At 71.7% G+C, this 23239-nt stretch carries 14 protein-coding genes; 10 read left to right on the plus strand and 4 right to left on the minus strand.

The window, feature by feature from the left end:
- Positions 1 to 46 precede the first annotated feature (46 nt).
- Positions 47 to 3256 (minus strand): AfsR/SARP family transcriptional regulator, encoded by a 3210-nt coding sequence (locus M2157_RS12480; protein ID WP_280865279.1) that lies wholly within the window; start codon positions 3254 to 3256, stop codon positions 47 to 49.
- A 463-nt stretch (positions 3257 to 3719) separates the two neighbouring features.
- On the opposite strand from M2157_RS12480, the gene M2157_RS12485 reads away from it, so the two are divergent.
- From M2157_RS12485 to M2157_RS12500, 4 genes are all read left to right on the plus strand, one after another.
- Positions 3720 to 4715 carry a hypothetical protein gene (locus M2157_RS12485; protein WP_280861894.1) on the plus strand — a complete coding sequence of 332 codons (996 nt, stop codon included), beginning with the start codon at positions 3720 to 3722 and terminating at the stop codon, positions 4713 to 4715.
- A 130-nt stretch (positions 4716 to 4845) separates the two neighbouring features.
- Positions 4846 to 5313 (plus strand): hypothetical protein, encoded by a 468-nt coding sequence (locus tag M2157_RS12490; protein WP_280861895.1) that lies wholly within the window; start codon positions 4846 to 4848, stop codon positions 5311 to 5313.
- 240 nt (positions 5314 to 5553) lie between these two features.
- Complete coding sequence (locus M2157_RS12495) at positions 5554 to 6594, plus strand: lysylphosphatidylglycerol synthase transmembrane domain-containing protein (RefSeq protein WP_280861896.1); 1041 nt, start codon at positions 5554 to 5556, stop codon at positions 6592 to 6594.
- Between the two features lie 49 nt (positions 6595 to 6643).
- Positions 6644 to 9715 carry a beta-N-acetylglucosaminidase domain-containing protein gene (locus tag M2157_RS12500; RefSeq protein WP_280865281.1) on the plus strand — a complete coding sequence of 1024 codons (3072 nt, stop codon included), beginning with the start codon at positions 6644 to 6646 and terminating at the stop codon, positions 9713 to 9715.
- Positions 9716 to 9823: 108 nt separating this feature from the next.
- Here M2157_RS12500 and M2157_RS12505 read toward each other — a convergent pair whose 3' ends face one another.
- Positions 9824 to 10588 carry an SIS domain-containing protein gene (locus tag M2157_RS12505; RefSeq protein WP_280861898.1) on the minus strand — a complete coding sequence of 255 codons (765 nt, stop codon included), beginning with the start codon at positions 10586 to 10588 and terminating at the stop codon, positions 9824 to 9826.
- Positions 10589 to 10707: 119 nt separating this feature from the next.
- Here M2157_RS12505 and M2157_RS12510 point away from each other — a divergent pair, with 119 nt between their 5' ends.
- From M2157_RS12510 to M2157_RS12535, 6 genes are all read left to right on the plus strand, one after another.
- On the plus strand, positions 10708 to 11592 hold the full coding sequence (locus M2157_RS12510; protein ID WP_280861899.1) for a MurR/RpiR family transcriptional regulator: 885 nt from the start codon (positions 10708 to 10710) through the stop codon (positions 11590 to 11592).
- Positions 11593 to 11702: 110 nt separating this feature from the next.
- Entirely contained in the window at positions 11703 to 15917 is a 4215-nt protein-coding gene (locus tag M2157_RS12515; protein ID WP_280861900.1) for an NEW3 domain-containing protein, read from the plus strand.
- Entirely contained in the window at positions 15914 to 16588 is a 675-nt protein-coding gene (locus M2157_RS12520; protein ID WP_280861901.1) for a peptidyl-prolyl cis-trans isomerase, read from the plus strand. Before M2157_RS12515 ends, M2157_RS12520 begins: the two co-directional genes overlap by 4 nt.
- Before the next feature lie 118 nt (positions 16589 to 16706).
- A complete protein-coding gene (locus tag M2157_RS12525) occupies positions 16707 to 18080 on the plus strand; it encodes an extracellular solute-binding protein (RefSeq protein WP_280861902.1) in 1374 nt (457 codons plus the stop codon).
- Complete coding sequence (locus M2157_RS12530) at positions 18080 to 19102, plus strand: sugar ABC transporter permease (RefSeq protein ID WP_280861903.1); 1023 nt, start codon at positions 18080 to 18082, stop codon at positions 19100 to 19102. The genes M2157_RS12525 and M2157_RS12530 overlap by 1 nt, the downstream gene beginning before the upstream one ends.
- Complete coding sequence (locus M2157_RS12535) at positions 19099 to 19980, plus strand: carbohydrate ABC transporter permease (RefSeq protein WP_280861904.1); 882 nt, start codon at positions 19099 to 19101, stop codon at positions 19978 to 19980. The genes M2157_RS12530 and M2157_RS12535 overlap by 4 nt, the downstream gene beginning before the upstream one ends.
- Here M2157_RS12535 and M2157_RS12540 read toward each other — a convergent pair.
- Both M2157_RS12540 and M2157_RS12545 read right to left on the minus strand, forming a co-directional pair.
- Positions 19944 to 22172: a glycoside hydrolase family 3 N-terminal domain-containing protein gene (locus tag M2157_RS12540; protein WP_280861905.1), complete on the minus strand. Its 2229-nt coding sequence runs from the start codon at positions 22170 to 22172 to the stop codon at positions 19944 to 19946. The two genes, M2157_RS12535 and M2157_RS12540, sit on opposite strands and share 37 nt — an antisense overlap.
- Positions 22169 to 23215 (minus strand): BadF/BadG/BcrA/BcrD ATPase family protein, encoded by a 1047-nt coding sequence (locus M2157_RS12545; protein WP_280865282.1) that lies wholly within the window; start codon positions 23213 to 23215, stop codon positions 22169 to 22171. Before M2157_RS12545 ends, M2157_RS12540 begins: the two co-directional genes overlap by 4 nt.
- Positions 23216 to 23239 lie beyond the last annotated feature (24 nt).

The raw sequence follows: 23239 nt of genomic DNA on the forward strand, positions 1-23239 counted from the left end.
AGATCGCCTGCAAGCGGTGGACCGAGAGTTCTGCAGCGCTTCGCTCCTACGCCCGCTCCCGCGCCTCCCGAGCCCCCAACTCCCGGAAGATCCCCATCGCTTCGGCTCGGGCGCCCGAAGCCGCCCCCGCCTCCCCGTCGGCCTCCCACGCCTCAGCCAGGTCCCAGAGGGTCCGCGCCCGCCACAGCGGCAGCCGCAACGTCTCCCAGAGCGACAGCGACCGCTCCAGCGGCCCCCGCGCACTCCCGGCGTCGCCGGAAGCCAGACACCACTCCCCCAGCGTCCGCAGCACCAGTGCCTCGCCGAACCGGTCCTGCCGCTCCCGCGCCAGCTCCAGACACCGCCCGAGCCGTTCGCGCGACTCGTCCAGAAGACCCAGCCGCAGCTCCACCTTCGCCAGCGACTGCTCCGTGTACATCACGCCGAACGTGTCGTGGAGGCCGACGAAAACCCGCAGCACGCCCCGCAGCAACCGTTCGGCGTCCTCGTACTCCCCCTCGGCCCGGTGGCAGAGGGCCAGCGCGCGCAGGATCAGCGCCTCCCCGTGCCGGTCGTTCTCCGTGCGGTGCAGCTCCAGGGCCTGTGCGAAGGCCTCACGGGCCGCGGGGCCGTCGCCCTGTTCCCGGTACACGTAGCCGAGGCCGTACAGCACCCGGGCCCGCGCCCCGCGGTCGTCGAGCCGCCCGTATCGCTCCAGCGCCGCGCCGAGCAGCTCCAGTGCCTCGGAGTAGCGGGCCTGTTCACGCCGGGCCGTGGCCATGCCGAGCAGGGCCTGGGCCGTCCCCTGCGGCCCGTCGCCCTGTGCCTCGAACAGCCGCAGGGCGTCGCGGTAGTAGGCGTACGACTCCTCGAACTCGTCCTGTTCGTAGCGCAGTTGCCCGAGCCCCGTGAGCAGCCACGCCTCGCCCTCACCGTCGCCGCTGCGCCGCACCGCCGCCATCGCCGCGGTGTGCGAGCGGGACCAGGCGTCGAACTGGTTGTACAGCGCGACCGAGCTCGCGATCAGCGCGCCGGCGAGGTCCCGGGCGGCGCGGTCCATCCCGTGGTCGGCGCAGTACTCCACCGCCGCCAGCAGGCCGGCCTGTTCGGCGGCGAACCAGGCCGCCGGGCGGCCGAGCAGATCCTCCTCGGCGTGCGGATCGAGCGGGTCGACGGGCCGTACGGCGGCCGGTTCGGGGAAGTAGCGTGCGGTGCCGCCGGGGCCCCGCGCCGCGGCCTTCTCGGCCAGCCCGAGCCAGCACTCCACCAGGCGCCGCACGGCCGCCGCCCGCTCCTCGGCGCTCTCCTCCGACAGACAGCGTTCGCGGGCGTGCTCCCGGGCCAGGTCGTGGATGCGGTAACGGCTGCGGCCGGTGCCGTCCACCCCGATCACGTCGATGAAGTGGCAGTCCACCAGCCGCTCGACGGCCTCCTCGGCCTCCTCCGTGCCGATGTCCAGCAGGGGCGCGGCGATCCAGGCCGCGAAGTCGGGCAGGTCGAGCAGGGCCAGGCGGCGCAGGGCGCGCCGTTCCTGCGGATCGAGGTCGGCGTAGCCCAGTTCGAGGCTGGTGCGCAACTCCAGGTCCCCGGCGCGGAGTTCGTTGAGCCGCAGGCGCTCGTCCCGCAGGCGGGCGGCGAGCCGGCCGGGCACCCAGTGCGGCCGGGCCGCGAGCCGCGCGCCGGCGATGCGCACGGCGAGCGGCAGGCGCCCGCACAGGGCGACGATCTCGGCGGTCTGTTCCGGCTCCGCGCGGACCCGGTCGGCTCCGGCGACCCGTCTGAGGAGTTCGAGTGCCTCCTCCTCGTCCGGGACGGTCAGATCGAGATGGGCCGCACCTTCCAGCGCCACGAGTCGGCGCCGGCTCGTGACGAGCACCGCGGAGCCGGGTCCGGGCGGCAGCAGCGGCCGTACGTGCGCCTCGCCGGCGGCGTTGTCGAGGATCAGCAGAATGCGGCGGTGCCCGGTGTACGTGCGGTACAGCCCCGTCAGTTCCTCGACGGAGCTCGGCAGCGTCGCCGGTTCGGCGCCCATGGCCCGCAGCAGCCGGGCGAGGGCGTCGGCCGGCTCCAGCGGGGCGGTGTCGGCGGCCCGCAGGTCCACGAACAGGCGGCCGTCCGGGAAGAGCTCCGCGGTGCGATGACCGACGTGGACGGCGAGGGCGGTCTTGCCCGTTCCGGAGCGTCCGGAGATCACCCCGATCGGCGGGGCGGTACGGCCGGGATCGTCGACCCGGCCCAGCAGCGAGACGGCCCAGTCGACCTGGTCCGACCGGCCGACGAAGTCGGCTATGTCCGGGGGAAGGTGGGACGGGGCGGGTCTCGGGGACGGCGCGCCCGGTCCGGTGCCGACCGCCGTCGCAGGGCTCGTGGTCCGCTGCCGGGCCTTCGAAGCGGCGGCGGCCTCCTGTGCCGACGGGCTGGAGCCGGAGCCGAGCGGTGAGGGGTTGTGGGGGCCTGCGCCGGAGCCCGGCGGAGCGGAGTCGGATCTGGGGCCGGTGCGGGAGCCGGTGCCGGTGCCGGTGCCGAGCAGCGAGGGGTCGTTGGTGAGTACGGCCTTGTGCAGCGACCGCAGTTCCGGCCCGGCGTCGATGCCCAGCTCCTCGCGCAGGACCTCGCGGCCCTCCTGGTAGGTGCGCAGGGCGTCGGAGACCCGTCCGGTGCGGAACAGCGCGGTCATCAGCTGGCCGCGCGGCCGTTCCCGGAGGGGGTGGGCGGCGACGTGCGCGAGCAGGGGCGCGATGGTGCGGTCCGCGCGGCCGAGCTCCAGCTGGAGGCCGAAGGACTCCTCCTGGGCGACCAGCCGCAGTTCGCCCAGCCGGGCCGCCTCGATCCGGGCGAACGACTGGCCCAGACCTTCCATGGCCTCCTGCCCCCGCCACAGTCCCAACGCCTCGGACAGCAGCTCGGCGGCCTCGTCGGCGCGGCCCCGGGCGGCCTCGGCCCGGCCCGACGTGAGCAGCTCCTCGAAGCGGCGGGCGTCGACCTGGGAGGGGTCGAGGTCGGCGACGTATCCCGGCGGCCGGGTGCGGATCACCTCCGCCTCACCGACGCGGGCCAGCGCGCGGCGCACCGCGGAGACATGGGTGGCGACGAGGGCACTGGCGGTGGCGGGCGCCTGCTCGTCCCAGACACAGTCCACGAGCCGTTCCGTGGAGAGCACCTCGCCCAGATGAACGACGAGCGCGGACAGCACCGCCAGGGGTCTGACCCCGCCGAGCGGGGCCCGTCGGTTCCCCTCCCACACCTCCACCGGACCCAGTAGACGTACCTGGAGCATGGTCCCCCGATCGCCGCACCGCCCACCCCACGGATACGCGTTCGACGATATCGACGGGCACTGACAGTTCATGCCGTGGTCACAGCCGCCCTGGCCTGATCCGACCGGCCCGCCACCCCGGGGCGGGCCTCGGACGGGGCCCGGATCCCGGAACGGGCGGTGCGCCTGTCGACTTCCACGCCGAACGGTGGTTGGCCGGATTTCGACGTGGGCGCAGGTCCTGCTCGTCCGAGGGACGGCTGGGCGGGGCCGCTCGTATGAGGGCCCGCCGGAATTTCCCGCGTCGGAGATTCGTGTACGTCCCGTGTGACACGCGGTTGCAGACAGAGAAGACCCATCGCGCGCCGTCCTCGTATGACCGCCGGCACAAGAAACAAATCCGCGGTCCGAGGGTCATACGGACGTGCCTTCCGGGGCGTCAACGGCTCGTAAGAACAACCCAGTTCGACTTCACCCCCGGAGCATGCCGATGAAGCGCGCCGACGCCCCACGCCGGACGGTGGTACCGAGTGGACGCAGCCCACGACGCGCGGCCACCGCGGTGGGCGTGATCGCCGCACTGACCTCGCTCGTGCTGGCCGGTTGCACGGCGGCCACCGACGCGGCCCACCGCGCCTCGCCGGCCGCGCGGACCGAGGCCGCCACGGCCGGCGAGAAGCTCACCTACGCCCAGGACCTGCGGATCTCCGACGCCGAGCAGCACCTGATCACGGTCTGCATGAGGAAGCGGGGTTTCCGCTACTGGGAGGCAAAGCCGCTGAGCCTGGAGGAGAGCCGACCGGTCGGCTACGTCCAGGACGACGCCGACTGGGCGCGCAGCCACGGCTACGGCAGCCGGATCACGGCGAAGGAGGACCGCGCCCGCCTGCGCAACCCCAACATCGCCTACCGCGAGTCCCTTTCCCGCTCGCGCCAGAAGGCTTTTGACATCGCGATGGACGGCGGCCGGGACGCCGTACTGCTGAAGTCACCGACACCGTCCGGCGGCACGATCACCAAGCAGTCCGGCGGCTGCGCCCGCCAGGCCGAGAAGATGCTGTACGGCGATCCGGCGGCATGGTTCCGCTCCGACGTGGCCGTCAGAAACCTGCGCCCCCTGTACGTGGGCAAGCTGCTGGGCGACAAGGAGTTCAAGAGCGCGGTGGCCGCCTGGTCGCGCTGCATGAACCAGGCGGGCCACCCCTTCCCCGACCCCGACGCGGCACGCCGGTCCGCACGCGAGCCCAGCGCGCAGCAGACCCGGGCCGAGGAGGCCAGGACCTTCGCGAACGAGACCCGGATCGCGGTCGCCGACGCCACCTGCGCCCGATCCGTCTCCCTCCGCTCGATCGGCGAACGGCGCGAGGCTCACTACGTCGGCGAACTGGCCAAGAAGTACGGCCACGCCCTCGACGCCCACCTGCGGATGCGGCGGCACGCCCTGACCGTCGCCGAGCGCACTGTCCCGGCCCGCACCTGATCCAGGACGCGCCGGCCCCAGACATCCGTGACACCCGCGTCACGGACAGACCCCGCGACGATGCTCGCGGGTCGTCTCCTCACCATCCCACCCACGCCTCCCACGGGGCGCAAGCAGAACAGGAATCCGTATGCGCAAGCTGACCGTCTCCCTCGCCACCCTGGGCCTCGCGGCCCTCGGCATCGCCATCCCGGCCACCGCCCACGCGGGCCCCGGCTGCAACGCCAACTGGAACTCGCACGGCCGCGACGGCAACGTCCGCGCCTGGGACGGCACCGACTGCGGTGGCGAACTCCTCGGCGTCACCCCCGGCAACGACCCCGAGTGGGACGACAACCTCGGCCCCTTCCAGGGCTCCGACGTCAACCGCGCCTCGTCCGTCATGAACAGCGGATTCGTCGGCGGCAAGGACGTCGTGGCCTTCTACTACCTCGGGGGGTACGACGACAGGGCGTACGGCTGCCTCCTGCCGGGCGAGAAGTATGTGGACGACCTCGGCCGGAACCGCTACACCAACGGCGTGTACATGAACAACAGCATCGAGTCGCACGCCTGGGTGACCTCGGGCGCCTGCGCCCCGGGCTCCTTCATCAGCTGAAGCCCCCTGTAGCGACCGAAGTTCCCTTGCCCGCCCCGGCATCCCGAAAGGGAGCCGGGGCGGACCCGTTTCCGCACCGGCGCCCCACCCCGTTTCGCCCAGCCGCCCGCGCTCCTTCGACTGCCGGACATTTGAACGTCACACCGAGCGGGAACGTTTCCCTCGTCCCCTCTGCATCGCCTTGCCTCCGTCATGCCCCGTGTCCCGCACGGGGCATGACGCGAAAGGACGACGTGCGCCGTGTCCCTGCTTCCGCTCGAAGGTCCCCCGGGTCCGCTCCCCGCTCCCGCCCCGGCACCGCTCCCGATCAGTGTTCCGGCTCCCGCTCCCGCCGGTTCCCGCCGCTCCCTGACCCGTCTCACCCGCCGCCTGCTCACCCTGCTCCCCGTCCTGCTCATCGGCATCTGGGCGGTGCTGGACTGGCGTGCCCTGTACGACGGCACCGCGCGGCTGGCCACCGCCGACCCCGGGTGGCTGCTCATCGGGCTCTTCTACACCTGCCTGGGCTGGGTGTCCGCCTCCGTCGTCCGGCAGGGCGCCCTGCCCGAGCGGCTGCCGGCGGGGCTGCTGGTCGCCTCGCAGTTCGCGGCCGGCGCGGCCAACCACGTGCTGCCGGCGAGCCTCGGCGCGCACGCGGTCACCCTGCGCTTCCTTCAGGCGCGGGGCATCCCGCTGGGCCGGGCCACCGCCTCGCTCGCCCTGTACGCGCTGGTCAGGCCGATCGCCAAGACGCTCGTCCTGATCGGCTTCCTGGTCGCCATGCCAGGTCTGCTGCGGCTCGGTGAGCTCGTCCCGGACCGGCGCATGCTGTTCCTGCCCCTGGTGGCCGCGGGACTCGGGCTCGGTGGCACGCTCCTGGTGCTGACCCTCGTCCGCCCGCTGCGCCGCCCGGCGGTCACGTTCGTGCGCACCGCCCTGACCGACGCCCGCCGGCTGCACACCATGCCCAGCCGGGTCCTCGCCCTGTGGGGCGGCGCGGCCGCCGCACCCCTGCTCCAGGCGAGCGTGATCCACGCGGTCGGCGCCTCGCTCGGAGTGACGCTGTCCTGGGCACAGGTCGCGTTCGCGTACCTCGCCGCGAGCAGCGCGGTCGGTTCCGTGCCCGCGCCCGGCGGCATCGGCCCGGTGGACGCGGCCATGGTCTTCACCCTCGCCGTCTACGGCGTCCCCGTGAGCCTCGGCACGGCGACCCTCATCGGCTACCGCGTTCTGACGGTGTGGCTGCCCCTGCTGCCGGGTGTGCTGTGCATGTCGGCCCTCGTGCACCGAAAGGCACTCTGAACACCCGGGAACCATTGAATGATGTATTCAACGCTTCTAGCATCCTCAGGTGGATTCATTCATCAATCTCAGATGTGTGGCCGCCGCCCTGCTGCTGGCCCTGGGCCTCGCGGCACCGGCGGCCCCCGCCTCGGCCGAGCCCCGGCAGACGGTGCCGGAGGTATGGCCGACCCCTCAGAAGATCACCGTCGGGCAGGGCCGACTCCCCGTTCCCGACCGGGTAGTCGAGGTCGTCGGTCCCGGTACCGATCCCTCGGCCCGAAAGGTCGTCGAGGCGGCCCTCAAGGCCGCCGGAGCCGACCACATCACGAAGGTCGACGCCGGCGACCGGCCGCCGCCGGCCGACCTGACCGTCTACGTCGGCGGCCCCGGGGAGAACAGCGCCACCGCCCGGACGCTGAAACGACTCGGCGCCGCCTCCCCGTCCGGTCTCGCCCCCGGCGGTTACGTCCTGGCCTCCGGCCGCAGCCACGGCCAGGCCCTCCTCGCCCTCTCCGGCGTCGACACCACCGGCACCTTCTACGCCGCCCAGACCCTGCGCCAACTCCTGGCCGGACAGCGCCAGTTGCCTGTGGTCACGGTCCGCGACTGGCCCACCGCCGCGCTCCGCGGAGTCATCGAGGGCTTCTACGGCACACCCTGGACGCACGCCGAGCGACTCGCCCAGCTCGACTTCTACGGCCGTACGAAGCAGAACGTCTACGTCTACTCCCCCAAGGACGACGACTACCTGCGCGCCCGCTGGCGGGACGAGTACCCGCCCGCGGCACTGGACCGGCTGAAGGAACTGGTCGACCGGGCCGACGCCGACCACGTCCGCTTCACCTACGCCCTCTCGCCCGGCCTGTCGGTCTGCTACTCCTCGGACTCCGACATCAAGGCACTCACCGCCAAGTTCGACTCGTTGTACGCCATCGGCGTCCGTTCCTTCGCGATACCGCTGGACGACATCAGCTACACCAAGTGGAACTGCCCCGAGGACGAGCAGGAGTTCGGCACGGGCGGCGGTGCGGCGGGTGCCGCGCAGGCGCATCTGCTGAACACCGTGTGGAAGCGGTTCTCCGCCGACCACACCGGCCTCCAGCCCCTGGAAATGGTTCCCACCGAGTACTCCGACCTCACCGACTCCCCGTACAAGAAGGCCCTCAGGGAGCAGCTCGATCCGTCCGTGGTCGTCGAGTGGACCGGCGTCGGCGTCATCGCGCCCACCATCACCACCGCGCAGGTGAAGCAGGCCCGCGAGGTCTACGGCCACCCGATCCTGGTCTGGGACAACTACCCGGTCAACGACTACGTCACCAGTCGGCTCCTCCTCGGCCCCTACACGGGCCGGGAACCCGGCGTGGCGAGCGCCGCCACCGGCGTGACGGCCAACCCGATGGTCCAGGGCGAGGCGAGCCGGATCGCGCTGTTCACCTCGGCCGCCTATCTGTGGAACCCGACCGCCTACGACCCGGGCAAGGCGTTCGACGCCTCGGTCCAGGACCTGGCAGGACCCCACGCCGCCACATGGCTGCGAATCTTCGCCGAGAACAACTACTCCTCCCAGCTCGACCCGACGGAGTCCCCCACCCTCACCCGGCTGATCGCCGCCTTCCGCAAGGCATACGAGCAGGACAGCGGACTCGACCGGGCGGCAGCCCGGCTGAAGGCCTACTTCGCCGACATGGCCGCCACTCCCGCCCAACTGCGCGCCCGGCTCGACAACCCCGGGTTCCTCGACGAGACCTCCGCCTGGCTCGACAAGCTCGGCCGCTACGGCGGCGCGGGCGGGACGGCCGTGGACCTGCTGCTGGCCCACAAGCGCGGTGACGCGGACGCCGTCTCCACGTACTGGAAGCAACTCCAGGAAGAGCGCAAGCAGTTGGACGCCATTCCGCAGCAGGTCTCACCGGGCGTGATGGACCAGTTCCTCTACACCACGATGCTGGAGAACGCCCCCGATCCCGGCGTGGACGCCTCCTTCACGCCCAGCTCCCTGTCGGTCGGGCCCGGAGCCTCCGCCACGGTCACCCTCGACTTCTCCGACGCGCAGGCCAGGACCGTGAGCTGGAAGCTCGACGTGCCCGACGGCGTCACGGCCTCGCCCTCCGAGGGCACGGCCACCACCCCGGGCGCCAAGGTCACCGTCACCCTCACCGGGAAGACCGAGGGCGTCCACTCCGTCGTCGTGTCGGGCACCGGCATCCTGGACCGCGCACTCCCGGTCCAGGTCACCGACGGCACCGGCACACCCCGCGCGCTGACCGCCGACTTCAGTGGCGCGTCGGTGAGTTCCATCGACCTGACCTCCGGCACGACCAGGAACATCGCCGTCGGCAACAACCCCGGCGAGGTCGTCGTGAGCGCGGACGGGCGTACCGCGTACGCCGCCAACCAGGGCTCCGACACGGTCAGCGTGATCGACGTGGCGAGCGGCACGGTCACCGCCACGGTCGCCGTCGGCAAGGTCCCCGCCGGACTCGCACTCACCCCGGACGGCGCCACACTCTGGGTCGCCAACTACACGGACGGCACAGTGCAGTCGATCGACACGGGCACCCTGAAGACCGGCACTCCGGTCCCGGTCGGCGACGGCCCCGAGAACATGGCGATCACGCCCGACGGCAGAACGCTGTACGTGGCCGACATCCACGACAACACGGTGAGCCCCGTCGACCTCGCCACCGGCAGGGCGGGCGCGGCGATCCCGGTCGGCCCCAGCCCCTTCAACGTCGTGGCGGCCCCGGACAGCAGGACGGTCTACGTCTCCAACTCCGGCGGCTCGACGGTGACTCCGATCGACACGACGACGAACGAGACCGAACCGACCTTCCTGGTCTCCGGCCAGGCGTACGGCCTCGCCCTCTCACCGGACGGCCGGACCCTGTGGGTCAGTCCGAGCAACGGGGACACGATCACCCCGATCGACACGGTGACCGGCGCACCGGGCACCACGGTGAAGGTGGGCAAGTCGGCCTTCGACGTGGCCCTGGACTGGAACGGCGGCACGGCCTACGTCACGACGGCGGACGGCAACTCCCTGGTGCCGGTGGACACCGCCACGAACACCGCCGGGTCACCGCTGACGACCGGCGCGTATCCGCTGGCCGTCGCCTTGACTCCGGTACCTGTCGACTGAGGGCAAGCTGAAAAATGGGCGCGGGGCTGAGTCGAATCTGCGGCTACCGCCGCGCGGGCGCGACCAGCCCCCACCGGCCGCAAGTTCCCCGCGATACCCCAGGCACCCCTAACTCGCCGTACGCCGAACCCGCCCCGCGTACCGCTTCTCCAACTCCAGGTTGCCCTCGAACCCACCGGGCACGTTGGCCGAGACATACACCGGTGGCCGCTCGCCGGAGGCAAGCAGCAGCCCCGAAGCCTCCGCAACCGCCATCTGCACCAGCATCACCCCGGTCAGAGTGGACAGCGCCCCCACCGCCCCACCCCCCGGCAACGACAGCAACGCATCCCCGACGGGCGCCGCGTTGTCCAGCACCACATCCGCCAGGTCCACGAGCTTCTTCCCGCTCGCGTGCCCGGCCGGCACGGCCGCCGTGTGGGTGAGTGAGGTGATCGCGAGGATCTTGTGCCCCTGGTGCCTGGCATGCAGCGCCATCTCCACGATGACGTTGTTGACGCCGGAGTTGGAGATGATGACGAACAGGTCCCGGGCGTGCGGCGCGGCCAGCTCGTAGAGACGGACGGCCACCCCCGGCTCACGTTCCAGCAGCGGGTCGTCGAGGACGCTCGGGTCGTCACCGCCGTAGAGGACGAGGTCGGAGATCTGGAGCCGGTTCGTGGGCACGAGCCCGCCCGCGCGGCCCGCGACCTCCAGGACCATCGCCTGGGAGTGACCGGTGCCGAAGGCGTGGATCACACCGTCGGCGCGGATGCAGTCGGCGATCAGCTCGGCGGCGCGGCGCACGTCCTCGCGGGCGGACTCGGTGACGTGACGGAGGACGTCCAGGCTCTGTTCGGCGAAGCCCTGGGCGCTGACTGACTCGACGGACACGCGACACTCCCCACTGATGGATTGAACCACCATATAATCACCGATCGGTGAATCAATAAACCACAACGCGGTCCTGGTATTCAATCAGTGGTTCTAAGGGTGGCTGATACCTTCTTTGCATGCCTGCGACCGACGTCACCACCCTGATCCGCACCGAGCTGCCCCGGCTGGCCGGTTCCCTGCGGAAGGTCGGCGAGCTGATCCTGGAGGATCCGGCCGCCGTCACCCACTGCTCGGCCGCCGAGCTGGGCCGCCGCACCGGGACCTCGCAGGCCACGGTGACCCGGTTCTGCCGTGCCATCGGACTCGACTCCTATCAGCATCTGCTGATCGAACTGGCCCAGGAGCGCGGCCGCGGCGAGGTCTCCGACTGGGGTTCGGCCGAGATCGGCCCCGACATCTCGCCGGACGACAGCCTTGAGCGGGTCGTCCAGGTGGTGGGCAGCGCGGACCTGCGCGCGATCCAGCAGACCATCGAGCGCATCGACCTCGATGCCCTGGAGCGCGCCGCCCAGGCCCTGGCGAAGGCCCGCCGCATCGACGTGTACGGCGTCGGCGGCAGTGGCGCGGTCGCCCAGGAGACCGAGACCCGGCTGTTCCGCATCGGCTGCCAGGTCCGCGGCTGGACCGAGGTGCACGGCGCGGCCACCTCCGCGGCCCTGCTCACCCCCGCCGACGTGGCCATAGGCATCTCCCACTCCGGCGCCACCCGCGAGACCCTCGAGCCCTTCGAGATGGCCAGGGAGCGGGGCGCGACCACCATCGCCATCACCACCGACCCGCGCTCCCCGCTGGCCAGGGCCGCCGACATCCGGCTCATCTCCTCGACCTCCGAGACCAGCTTCCGCACCGGCAGCATCGGCGGCCGGCACTCCGTCCTGATGATCGTCGACTGCCTCTACGTCCGCGTCGGCCAGGTCGGCTACCAGCGGGCCAGCGCCTCCCTCGCGCTCACCGAGCACATCAGCCCGCAGCACACGGTGAAGGCTCGCCGTACGCGTTGACCATGTCCGATCTTGCATGGATGAACCACCGAGATAACTCAACAATGGTTGTTTGAATCATCCTCTCAGTGCCAGGATGGGGCTCCCCCGAGTCATCTCGTAGGAGCCCCATGCGTGTCACCGCTGTTGAGTCGACCGAGTTGTTCGTCGGTACACCCGAGCGGCCGCTCCAGGTGGTGGCCGTCGCCATCGAGCACCTTCCGGGTCGCTCGGTCCGCGTCACCGTCGAGGGACGCGGCACCGGAGAGACGGTCGTCACCGTCGGCGAGAACGGCACCGTGCGCGCCGAGATACCCGTGACCGGCGACGGCGGGCCCATCACGGTCACCGCGACCGACGGCGACGAGAGCGCGCACGACACCGGAGAGTTCACGGTCGCCGAGCCCGGCTGGACCATGTTCATGGTCAGCCACTTCCACTACGACCCCGTCTGGTGGAACACCCAGGGCGCCTACACCGAGACCTGGGACGTCGCCGACGCCCCGGTCACCACCGGTCTCCCGGCCCGCACCTTCGACTCGCGCGGCCAGTCCGGGATGAGCCTGGTCCGCGCCCACTGCGACCTGGCCCGGCGCGACCCGGCGTACACCTTCGTGCTGGCCGAGGTCGACTACCTCAAGCCGTACTGGGACTCCTTCCCGGAGGAGCGCGGCTTCCTGCGCGAGCTGATCCGCACCGGCCGCGTCGAGATCATGGGCGGCACCTACAACGAGCCGAACACCAATCTCACCGGCGCCGAGGCGACCGTACGCAATGCGCTGTACGGCGACGGATACCAGCGCGCGATCCTCGGGGCGTCCCCGGAGACGGCCTGGCAGCTGGACGCGTTCGGGCACGACCCGCAGTTCCCCGGGCTGATGGCCGACGCCGGGGTGACGTCCAGCTCCTGGGCGCGCGGTCCCTTCCACCAGTGGGGCCCCACCCTGTCCGTCTTCGGCGAGGAGCCGCGGGACCCGACGCGGATGCAGTTCCCGGCGGAGTTCGACTGGATCGCACCCTCGGGGCGCGGGCTCCTCACCGCGTACATGGTCAACCACTACGGCGCCGGCTGGCGGATCGACAACGCGCCGACGCTGCCCGAAGCGGAGGCGGAGGCGTTCAAGCTCTTCCAGGGGCTCAAGAAGGTCGCGCTCACACGCAACGTGCTGCTCCCGGTCGGCGGCGACTACGCGCCGCCGTGCCGCTGGGTGATGGACATCCACCGGAGCTGGAACGCCCGTTACGTCTGGCCCCGGTTCATCAGTGCCGTCCCCCGGGACTTCTTCGCCGCCGTGCGCGCGGAGCTGGACGCCGAGGGCCGCAGGGCCTCGCCGCAGACCCGGGACATGAACCCGGTCTACACCGGCAAGGACGTCTCCTACATCGACACCAAGCAGGCCCAGCGTTACGGCGAGACGCTCCTCGCCGACGCGGAGGCCTGGGCGACCCTCGCCTCCCTCGTCACCGGGCACGCCTATCCGGACGCGGCCCTCGACAAGGCCTGGCGGCAACTCGTCTACGGCGCCCACCACGACGCCATCACCGGCTCGGAGTCGGACCAGGTGTACATCGATCTCCTCACCGGCTGGCGGGAGTTGGCCGACCTAGCCGAGACCGTGCACGCGGATGCCACCAAGGCGCTGGCCGACCGGGTCGAGCCGGGCACCGGCCCGGACCTGGTGGTCTTCAACCCGACGACCTGGGAACGACAGGACGTGCTGACCGTCGACGACCCGGGCCTGGTGCCCGTCGGCGACGACTTCCAGCCGCTGCCGGCCGTGCGCGAGCAGGACGGCACCCTGCGGGTCGTCGTCCCGCAGGTGCCCGGCATGGGCCTCAAGACCCTGCCCCTGGCGGCCGGTTCCCTCCCCGGATGGACCTCCGGCGAGGGGACCACCATTCGCAACGAGTTCTACGAGGTGACGGTCGACGCGGCTCGCGGCGGTGCCGTGAGCAGCCTGCGGGCGGTGACCGAGGGCGGCCGGGAGCTGCTGCCCGCCGGGGAGATCGGCAACGAACTCGTCGTCCAGGAGGAGTTCCCGAGACACCCGCGCTTCGGCGAGGGCCCCTGGCACCTCACCCCGACCGGCACGACCGCCGCGCGCGGCCGTGACGTGACCGCCGACATCGAAGTCGCTCACTCCCCGGCCGGCTCCCGGATCACCGTCCGTGCCGACCTCGGCCTCTTCAAGTACACCCAGCGGCTCACCCTTTGGGCGGGCGTCGACCGTCTCGACGTCTCCACGACGATCGACGGCTACGACGGCGCCGACCGCCTGATCCGGGTCCGCTGGCCCTCCGACGTGCGGGGCGGGCTGCCCGTGCACGAGGTCGCCGACGCGGTGATCGGGCGCGGCTTCGGCTTCGTGGAGGTGGACAGCGAGCAGTTCCCGTGGACGCTGGACAACCCGGCCAACACCTGGTTCGGACTCGGTTCCACGGCCCGGGTCCTCCTGCACGACGACTCCGGTGCGCCGCTCGGCAGGCGGGCCATCGGCGTCGCGGAGCTGGTGTACGCCGACTGGGACGAGGCCGGTGAGCTGGGCGCCCCGCTCGCGGCGGCCCTCGTCCGCGCGGGCGTCACCGCCACCTCGACCATCGCGGGCGGCCCCCGCTACGGAGACCTGGAGGTGGACTCCAACCTCCCCGACATCCGGATCGCCGTCGGCGGCCCGGAGCGCAACTCGCTGGTCGCCGAGGCGCTCGCCATGGACCCGGCCGCCGACCGCGAGCTGCGCCGCCAGGTCGCCGAGCGGGGCGTGGCGTCCGTGTGGGTCGCACCGCGCGCCTCGCTGCGCGAGGAGTGGGTGCCGGGCGCCGACCTGCGCGACCTGGAACGCCTGCCCCTGCTCGTGATCGCGGGCTCGGACCCCTCGGGTGACGCCAAGGCGGTCGACGCGCTGATCGCCGACCTGGAGGACTTCACCGTCACGGCCACGGCGCCGGGCGGTGGCGAGGCCCTGCCGCCGGGCGACGCCTGGGACGGGCGCGGCTTCGCCGTCCTGAACCGCGGCACACCGGGCTGTGTGGTCACCTCCTCCGGAGACCTCTACATGTCCCTGATGCGCTCCTGCACCGGCTGGCCGTCCGGCATCTGGGTCGACCCGCCCCGCCGCACGACCCCCGACGGGTCGGGCTTCCAGCTCCAGCGCTGGTCGCACACCTTCGAGTACGCGGTCGTGGCGGGCGAGGGTGACTGGCGGGACCTCCGACTCCCCGCCCGCGGCCATGAGTTCAACCATCCGCTCACGGCCCGGGTGCGCGGTGGGTCCACGTCCCCGCTCCTGCCCAGGAAGACCTCCCTGCTGACGGTCGAGCCCGCCGGCGAGGTGCTTGTCGACGCCCTCAAGCCGCTGGGCTCCCCGCTGGCACGGGGCGGCACGACGCCGGCGGACCCGGGACGCGGGGTCGTCGTCCGCGTGCACGAGGTGAACGGACGGCCGGTGCGGGCACGGGTGCGCGGGCCGGTCGCCTGGACGGAGGGCGCCCGGGCGGACGTACTGGAAAGGCCCGGGGAGTCGCTGATCCCGGACGGCGAGGGGGCTCTGGAGGCGGAGCTGACCGGCTTCGAGGTGGCCACCGTCCTGGCCACGCCGCCACAGGCTCCCGAACCGACGGCCGACCCCGGTGTCGCCGCCCACGAGCCCGCCCAGCCCGTCCACACCCGTTACTGGCTGCACAACTCCGGGCCCGCCCCACGCGGCAACATGCCCGTCTCCGTCTACCTCTCCCCCACGGCTCTGACCGCCTCCGGCCCCGTCACGGCGACGGTCCGGATCAGCTCGGAGCTCACCGACACCTCGACGAACGGCACGGTGCTCTTCGAGGTGCCGCCCGGCTGGTCCGCGGAGCCCGCCGAACTGCCGTACGCGCTCGGCCCCGGCGGCTTCTCGCTGGCCGAGGTGACGGTGACACCGCCACCGGACGCCGAGCCCGGCCGCCACTGGCTCACGGCCCGGCTCTCGTACGGCGGGCAGAACTACGAGGACGTCATCGGCCTCGACGTGCCCGGCGGTCCGCCCGCCGGACAGGGGCTGGTGTGCGAGCTGAACGCCGACCGGGTCACCGTGCGCAGGGGTGAGCGGGCTCAGGTTCCGGTGAGCCTGCACAACACCACACGGGGCCCGGTCGGCGGCCAGCTGTGGGCGGTGTCCTCATGGGGCACGTGGCAGGGCGTGGGCCCCGGACTGCGGGGCTTCACGGTGCCGGGCGGGGAACAGGTGGAGTGCGCGATCGAGGTGGACGGTTCCGCGATCCCACCGGGCTCGTACTGGCTGATGGCGAAGGCGGCGTGGAACGGCCACGTGGCCTACACCAAGGCGATCGCCCTGGAGGTGACGGAGTGACGGAACACGCGGCACTGGTGGACGGCGAGGCGATCGCGAAATCACGTGTGGACGCCTTCTTGGATGGACGCGGTCCTGGAGCGCCCCATAGGGGCGCGGGGAACTGCGCGACCAGCCCCAACGAACCCGCACCCGCCAGACGACAAGCAGAGGCACCCTCTGCCGCGCGGCAACGACGACGGTGGGCCACCCAAGTCGTCGTCACCGACGAACTCGCCCGAAGGGCCTGCACCGACCGAGCCCTGAACGTACCGGAAGAGGTGTCACCCGCCTCCGTCCTGGCCGTCGCCGAGACAGACGTCGCAGACCTCGGCAGCATCGTCGCCGCAGCCCTCGCCCACTCCCCCGCCGCCCGCACCCTCCTCGCCGCCCTGGAGTCCGAACAGACGGTCCCGGAAACCGCCGTACGGGACTACTACGACCGCAACCGGGACCGCTTCCTCACCCCGGACGCCCTCAGGCGGGGCGTCGATCCCTTCGACGAGGCCGCGCCCAGCGACACGCTGCCGTACGACGAGGTCCGCGAAGGCATCACACGCGAGCTCCGCAGGGCGGCAGGCCGCAAGGCATTCTTCGGCTGGCTGGACCAGGCACGCGCCGGTGTGACCTACGCCCACGGGCATGAACACCCCGGCGACCCCTCGCACCCGGACCACGAACACCGGCACTGATCTCGCACGGAACCTAAACGCAACACGGGAAACCATTGACCTCCGATGAATTCTGGTCCACCTTTTCATCAATCGGAGTCGGAGTTGGTTCATTGAACCAGCCGTGGAGGGGCATCACATGCGTGCAAAGAGACTGACCCGCACCCTGACCTGTTTCGCCGTTCTGTCGCTGACAGCCGCCGGCTGCGGCCTGTCCGGCGGCGGATCCGACAGCGGAGACGCCACCGCCGGCGGCTGCAAGGTCGACAAGGGCAACGTCGGGTCGGGCAAGCTCACCGGCGAGGTCAAGGGCGACATCACCTTCCAGACCACCAACCTGAAGAAGGACTTCGGAGACTTCTTCAACGGAGTGATCAAGGACTTCGAGACCGCCCACCCCGGCACCAAGGTCAAGTGGATCGACGACCCGGGCGACTCGACGTTCGGCCAGCGCACGGTCGCCGACGCCCAGGCCTGCACCCTGCCGGACGTCCTCAACGTCGACTCCCCCACCGCGACCTCCCTCACCAAGGCCGGCTACCTGCTGAACGTGGGCGTCAAGGACCCCGACGCCGCCAAGCCCTTCGTCCCGGCCTTCTGGAAGTCCAGCGTCATGAAGGACCCCTCCGGCGCGTCGGTCCACACGGTCCTGCCCTGGTACACCGGCGGCATCGTTCTGACGTACAACACCGATCTGCTGAAGCAGGCCGGTGTCGACCCGGCGAAGCCGCCGACGACCCTGTTCGGGCTGTTCGCGGACTACGAGAAGGTCGCCAAGGCGGGCGACGGCAAGTTCTACGCGACGATGGCCAACCCGGTGTGGCGGATCCCGTCCGACTGGGACCAGATGAACATCAAGACGCTGTCCGCCGACGGCAAGTCCGCCGTCTTCGCCGACGATCCGCGCACGGTCCAGTGGGTCGAGTGGATGACCAAGCTGTACAAGGAGGGCGCGATGCCGAAGGACTCGCTGTCCTCCAGCAACGACCCCTCCACGCTCTACAGCCAGGGCAAGGTCGCCTACGGCTCGACCAACCCGAGCTTCGTGCGCTTCGTGCAGCAGAACAGCCCCTCGGTCTACGACAAGACCGCGGTCGGCCAGCAGCCCTTCGACGCGCTCGGCCACACCACCGGCGCCCCGCAGTACATCGCGACGGCGGCGACCAGCAAGAACGCCACCACGGCGCTGGCGTTCTCGGAGTTCCTCACCAACGCCGAGAACCAGACGGCCTGGTGCAAGGACCCGAAGGTGGTGATCTTCCCGACGACCTCGGCCTCGCTGGACGACCCGTTCTTCCAGAAGGTCGCCGGTGACGACCCGTTCGCGCAGGCCCGCAAGCTGGTCGCCGAGCAGCTGAAGACGGCCACCGCCTACCAGACCAACATCTCCTCGGCCATGCAGAACGCCATCGTCGCCCAGGTGCAGCTGGCCATGCAGGGCAAGAAGAGCGCGGCGGACGCGGTGAAGGACGCCCAGGCGAAGGCCAACGAGATGCTGAAGCAGAGCAGCTGATGGCGGCGACGCACACCACGAACCCGGTGTCCGTGCCCGGTGCGGAGGCCAAGGTCTCCGCACCGGGCCCGGCCCCGTCCCGCGCCCGCCGACTCGCCAGGGCCGTACTGCCGGGGCCCGCCCCCGGCGCCAACGGGGCGGCCATGTACCGCCGTTGGTGGCTGCCGTGGCTGTGGACCGCGCCCGCGATCGCCTGCGCGGTGATCTTCGGCGTGTTCCCGTTCCTCAACACCATGCTGCTGTCGTTCACCAACGCCAAGCCGCTGGGCGGCGCGTACCGTTTCGTCGGGCTCGACAACTACACGCGGATGCTGGACGACTCGGACTTCTGGCTGGCGACCCGCAACAGCGTCCTGTACGCGCTGATCGTCGTACCGCTGATGGTGCTGCTGCCACTGCTGCTCGCCGTGCTGGTGGAGAAGAACCTGCCGGGCATCGGCTTCTTCCGGTCCGCCTTCTACACACCGGTGCTGGCCTCCAGCGTGGTCGTCGGTCTGAGCTGGCAGTGGCTGCTGGCCGACGACGGACTGGTCAACACCTGGCTGCAGAAGGCCCACTTGATCAGGTCGGCCGTCCCGTTCCTGTCGGACTCCTGGCTGATCCTGCTGTCCGCGATGGGCCTGACCCTGTGGAAGGGCCTCGGCTGGTACATGGTCTTCTACCTGGCCGCCCTCGGGAACGTCCCCAAAGAGCTCCACGAGGCCGCCGCCATGGACGGCGCCGGAGCGGCCCGCCGCTTCTGGCACATCACCGTGCCCGGCGTACGGCAGGCCATGATGCTCGTCGGCACCCTCACCGGCATCGGATCGCTCAGGGTCTTCACCGAGATCTACATGCTCGGCAGCGCCACCGGCGGCCCCGGCGGCGCCGACCGCACCCTGCCCTTCTACATCCGGGACGTCGGCCTGGACCCGATCACCGGCAACGCGGGGTACGGCTCGGCCGTCAGCGTGGCCCTGTTCCTGCTGACGCTGGGACTGACCCTGCTGGCGCAGCGCCTGACGAAGGAGGACGAGGCATGACGACCGCTGTCGCACCCAAGCGCCGCCGCCTGATGCCGCGTTGGCGGGACTACGGCCGCCCCCGCGAACTCGTCGTCCGCTATCTGCTGCTCCTCCTGGTCCTCGGCCTCACCGTCGGCCCGCTTCTCTGGCAGCTCCTCGCCTCCCTGAAGAGCACCGGCGAGGACGTCTTCGGCGCGAACGCCACCCTGCTGCCCCACCACCCGACCCTGCGGGCCTACCGGACCATCTTCGACCAGGTGCCGGTGGGCACGTACATCAGGAACAGCCTGATCGTGGTCGCCCTGTCGGTCACCAGCCAGCTGGTCTTCTCCACCACCGCCGGCTACATGCTCTCCAAGCCCGGCTGGAAGGGCCGCAAGGCGGTCTGGGTGGTTCTGATCGCCTCGATGATGTTCCCCTTCGAGTCGATCATGGTGTCGCTGTTCCTGAGCATCCGGGACATGGGCCTGGTCGACCACCTGGCCGGCGTGTGGCTGCCCGGGTTCGTCGGCGCCATCAACGTCCTCCTCATGCGCGGCGCGTTCCTCGCGGTCCCGCGCGAGATCGAGGACTCGGCCATGCTCGACGGCGCGAACGAGTGGCAGCGCTTCCGGCACCTGTATCTGCCGTCCGCGTGGGGCGCGATCCTGGTGGTCGTCATCAACACCTTCATCAGCGCCTGGGACGACTTCCTGTGGCCGCTGATCGTGTTGCGCTCCGAGAGCAACATGACGCTGACGCTGGGACTTTCCCGCCTGCAGAACTCGTCGTTCGGCTACGACCAGCGGATGGTCATGGCCGGCTCGGTGATCTCCGTGATCCCGGTGCTGGTGCTGTTCGTGATCACCCAGCGGTGGTTCTACAAGGGTGTCTCGTCAGGGGCCGTCAAGCTGTGACCCCGCGCGGCGAGCGCCTCCCCGGCTGAGGCGGCGACCCTGATCTCGACCGTCCTGGAAGGGGCGAGCTGCTCGGGGTCCAGGGTCAGCGAGACCGTACGGCGCTCACCCGGAGCCAGGCCGACACCCTCGAACGCGCACAGTTCGAGGGTGCGCGGCCAGGTGGGGGTGAGCAGGCGCCGCAGATAGACCTGGACGACCGAACGCCCGTACCGCTGACCGGTGTTGGTGACATCGACCTCGACCGTGAGGCCCGTGAGCCGTGGCGTGCCGTACGCGAAACTCGTGTACGACAGCCCGTGCCCGAAGGAGTACCGCGGCTGCGTGCTCTCGTCCACGTATCCGCCGTACTCGGTGTCCTTGTGGTTGTAGTGAACGGGGAGTTGGGCCGCCGAGCGCGGAACTGAGACGGGCAGTCGGCCCGCCGGCTCCGTGAGCCCCAGCAGTACCCCGGCGATCGCCTCACCGCCCCACGGGCCCGGATACCAGGCGGTGAGCAGCGCGGCGGCGGTGTCGGGGACGAGGTGCGGGCGGCCCTGGATCAGGACGACCGCCGTGGGCGTGCCGGTCGCGACGACGGCGTCCAGGAGCGCGTACTGGGCCGTGCCGAGCCGCAGTCCGGCCAGGTCGACGCCCTCGCCGCAGGTCATCTCGGACACGGTTTTGCGCGCGGCCCCGTTGGCGTCGAACTCCGTCTCGGGGGTACGGGCGCTGCTGCCGCCCAGCACCAGGACGGCCAGGTCGGACGCGGCGGCCTGGGCGATGGCCTCGGGGATCCCGGAGAGGTCGGCGCCGGTGAGGGCGCAGCCGGGGGCGTGGCGGATCTCCAGGCCGGGCGGGGCGAGGCGGCGCAGGGCGTCGAGGACGCTGCTGCCGGTGCCGGGACGCTGCGGGGCGGTGTAGTCGCCCAACTGGTGTGCGGTGGTGGCGGCCTGGGGTCCGAGGACGGCGATCCGTGAGACGTTCGCGCCGATCGGCAACGCGCCGTCGTTGCGCAGGAGGGTGACGGCCGCCCGGGCGGCCTCCCTGCTGATCGCCTCACCGTCGGCCGGCGGGCGGGCCGTCGCGTCCTGCTGGTCGAAGAGGCCCAGCCTGAACTTGAGCCGCAGCACGCGGGCGACGGCGGTGTCGAGGGTCTGCTCGCTCACCAGACCACGCTCGACGGCTTCCTCCAGATGGGTGAAGCCCTCGTCCCAGAGGCTCAGATCCACACCGGAGTCGAGGGCGAGAGCACCCGCGGAGACCTTGTCCCCCGTGATCCGGGCCAGCCGGTCGACGGCCAGGCCGTCCGCCATGACGAGCCCGTCGAAGCCCCAGTCCTCGCGCAACAGCCCGGTGAGCAGGGCGCGGTTGCCGGAGCAGGGCATCCCGTCGACCTCGTTGTACGCGGCCATGACGGCGGCGGCGCCCGCGCGGACACCGGCCCGGGCGGCGGGGAGGTGGATCTCGTGGAGTTCGCGCAGGCCGAGTTCGGACTCGGCGGAGTTGCGGCCGCCGACGGTGGCACCCTGGCCGGCGAAGTGCTTGAGGACGACAGGAGCCTTGTCGGCGGCGAAGACGTCGTCGCCCGGGACCCCCTGCATTCCCCGGACCAGCGCCTCCGTCAGCCGGGCGGCCAGGTACGGGTCCTCGCCGAAGCACTCCTCCGTACGGCCCCAGCGCGGGTCGCGGACGATGTCCAGCGCCGAGACGAGGGCCACGTGGCCGCCGCGGGCACGGAGTTCGGCGGCGGCGTGCGCGGCGGCGCGCTCGTGGAGGTCGGGGTCCCAGGTGGCGCCGATCGCCAGGTTGACCGGGAGGACCGTGCCGTCGAGGGCCATGAGGCCGTGCGGGACCTCCTCGACGAAGAGTGCGGGGATGCCGAGCCGGCTCCGGCCCATGACATGCCGCTGGACCAGTTCGGCGAGGGCGGCTCCGTCCTGCGCGCCGGGTCCGCTCCCGTGCTCCACGCCGGACCAGGCGTCGGCGCGCTGGAGGCCGTACAGGGCACCGAGTCCCTCGAAACGGTCGGTCTCGGCGTGCAGGGCCTCGGTGAGTTCGAACCCGCCGTCGGAGGTGCGGCGGTAGGCGTCCCAGCCGTACATGCGCTGGTTGAGCTGGCCGGCCTTCTCGCGCAGGGTCATCCGGGACAACAGGTCGCGGACGCGGGCGGCCACGGGTGCGGTGGGGTCGCGGTAGAGGACATCGCTCATGAGGGGTGCGCCAGCCGTGCGAGGGCGACCGCGCCGGGACAGCCGTCGGCCACCCAGTCGAGGCTCAGGCCGTGGCTGTGGAGCCGTTCGGCCAGCGGGGCCGTGAGCGGCCCCCGGGGACCGAGCAGGCCGCCGGTGGCGACGATCCGTTCGCCGGGGCGCGGTTCCAGCGCCCGTACGGTCTCCAGCAGGTGGTCCGCCGCCTCGCTCATGATCGTCTTGGCTACGGCGTCCTGCTCGGCGGCCGCGTCGGCGACCAGCGGGGCGAAGCGGGCCAGCCGGATCGGCGGATCGGCCATGACGGCGGGCAGCAGATGGCGGCGGAAGTCCTCACGCCGGGCGCGTGACCAGCCGGGGACGCCGGTGGGGTGGGCGCCGGTACCGCTCGGCAGGGCGGTGCCGCCTTGGTCGTAGGAAGGGATTCCGCCCTTCGGGAGGACGTCTACCGGCAGGCCGAGGGTGCGGCCGACCCAGCCGGCGAGGACGGTCGGACGGCCGCGGCCGTCGGCCATGCGAAGGGCCGCGCGGACCGCGCTGCGGCCGATCCAGAAGCCGCTGCCCTCGTCGCCGAGGAGCCAGCCGTCGCCGTCCACCGTTGTCGTGGCGTGTCGGTCGGTGATGCGCATGGCGACCGCGCCCGTGCCCGCGACCAGGGCGAGGCCGTCGGAGGGGGTGCCGGGGGCTGCGGCGAAGGCGGCCTCGATGTCGCTGCAGACGCCGACCCGGCAGGCCGGGATGCCGAGGCGTCCCAGGGCCTCGGTGAGGGCCGTGCGGGCCCTGGAAGTGCCGGGGTCCTGCTCGGAGGCCGCCGTGGCGCCCGCGAAACCGCCGGTCACGGCCACGACCCGGGCACGCGCCCCCTCGGGCACCACTTGGGCCAGCGCCTCGGCGAGGTGGTCGATGAGCTGCGGGACCGGCACGGTCATGGCGTTGCCGGGGCCGCCGGTGCTCTCGCCCAGCACGCGACCGTCGTCGGCGGCGGCGAGGACCGCGCGGGTGCGGGTGCCCCCGGCGTCGAGGCCGACGACCAATTCTTGGTTCAAATCATTACCCATCGACGACTATGG

Origin of the sequence: Streptomyces sp. SAI-127, assembly GCF_029894425.1 — a bacterium.
GTDB lineage: Bacteria > Actinomycetota > Actinomycetes > Streptomycetales > Streptomycetaceae > Streptomyces.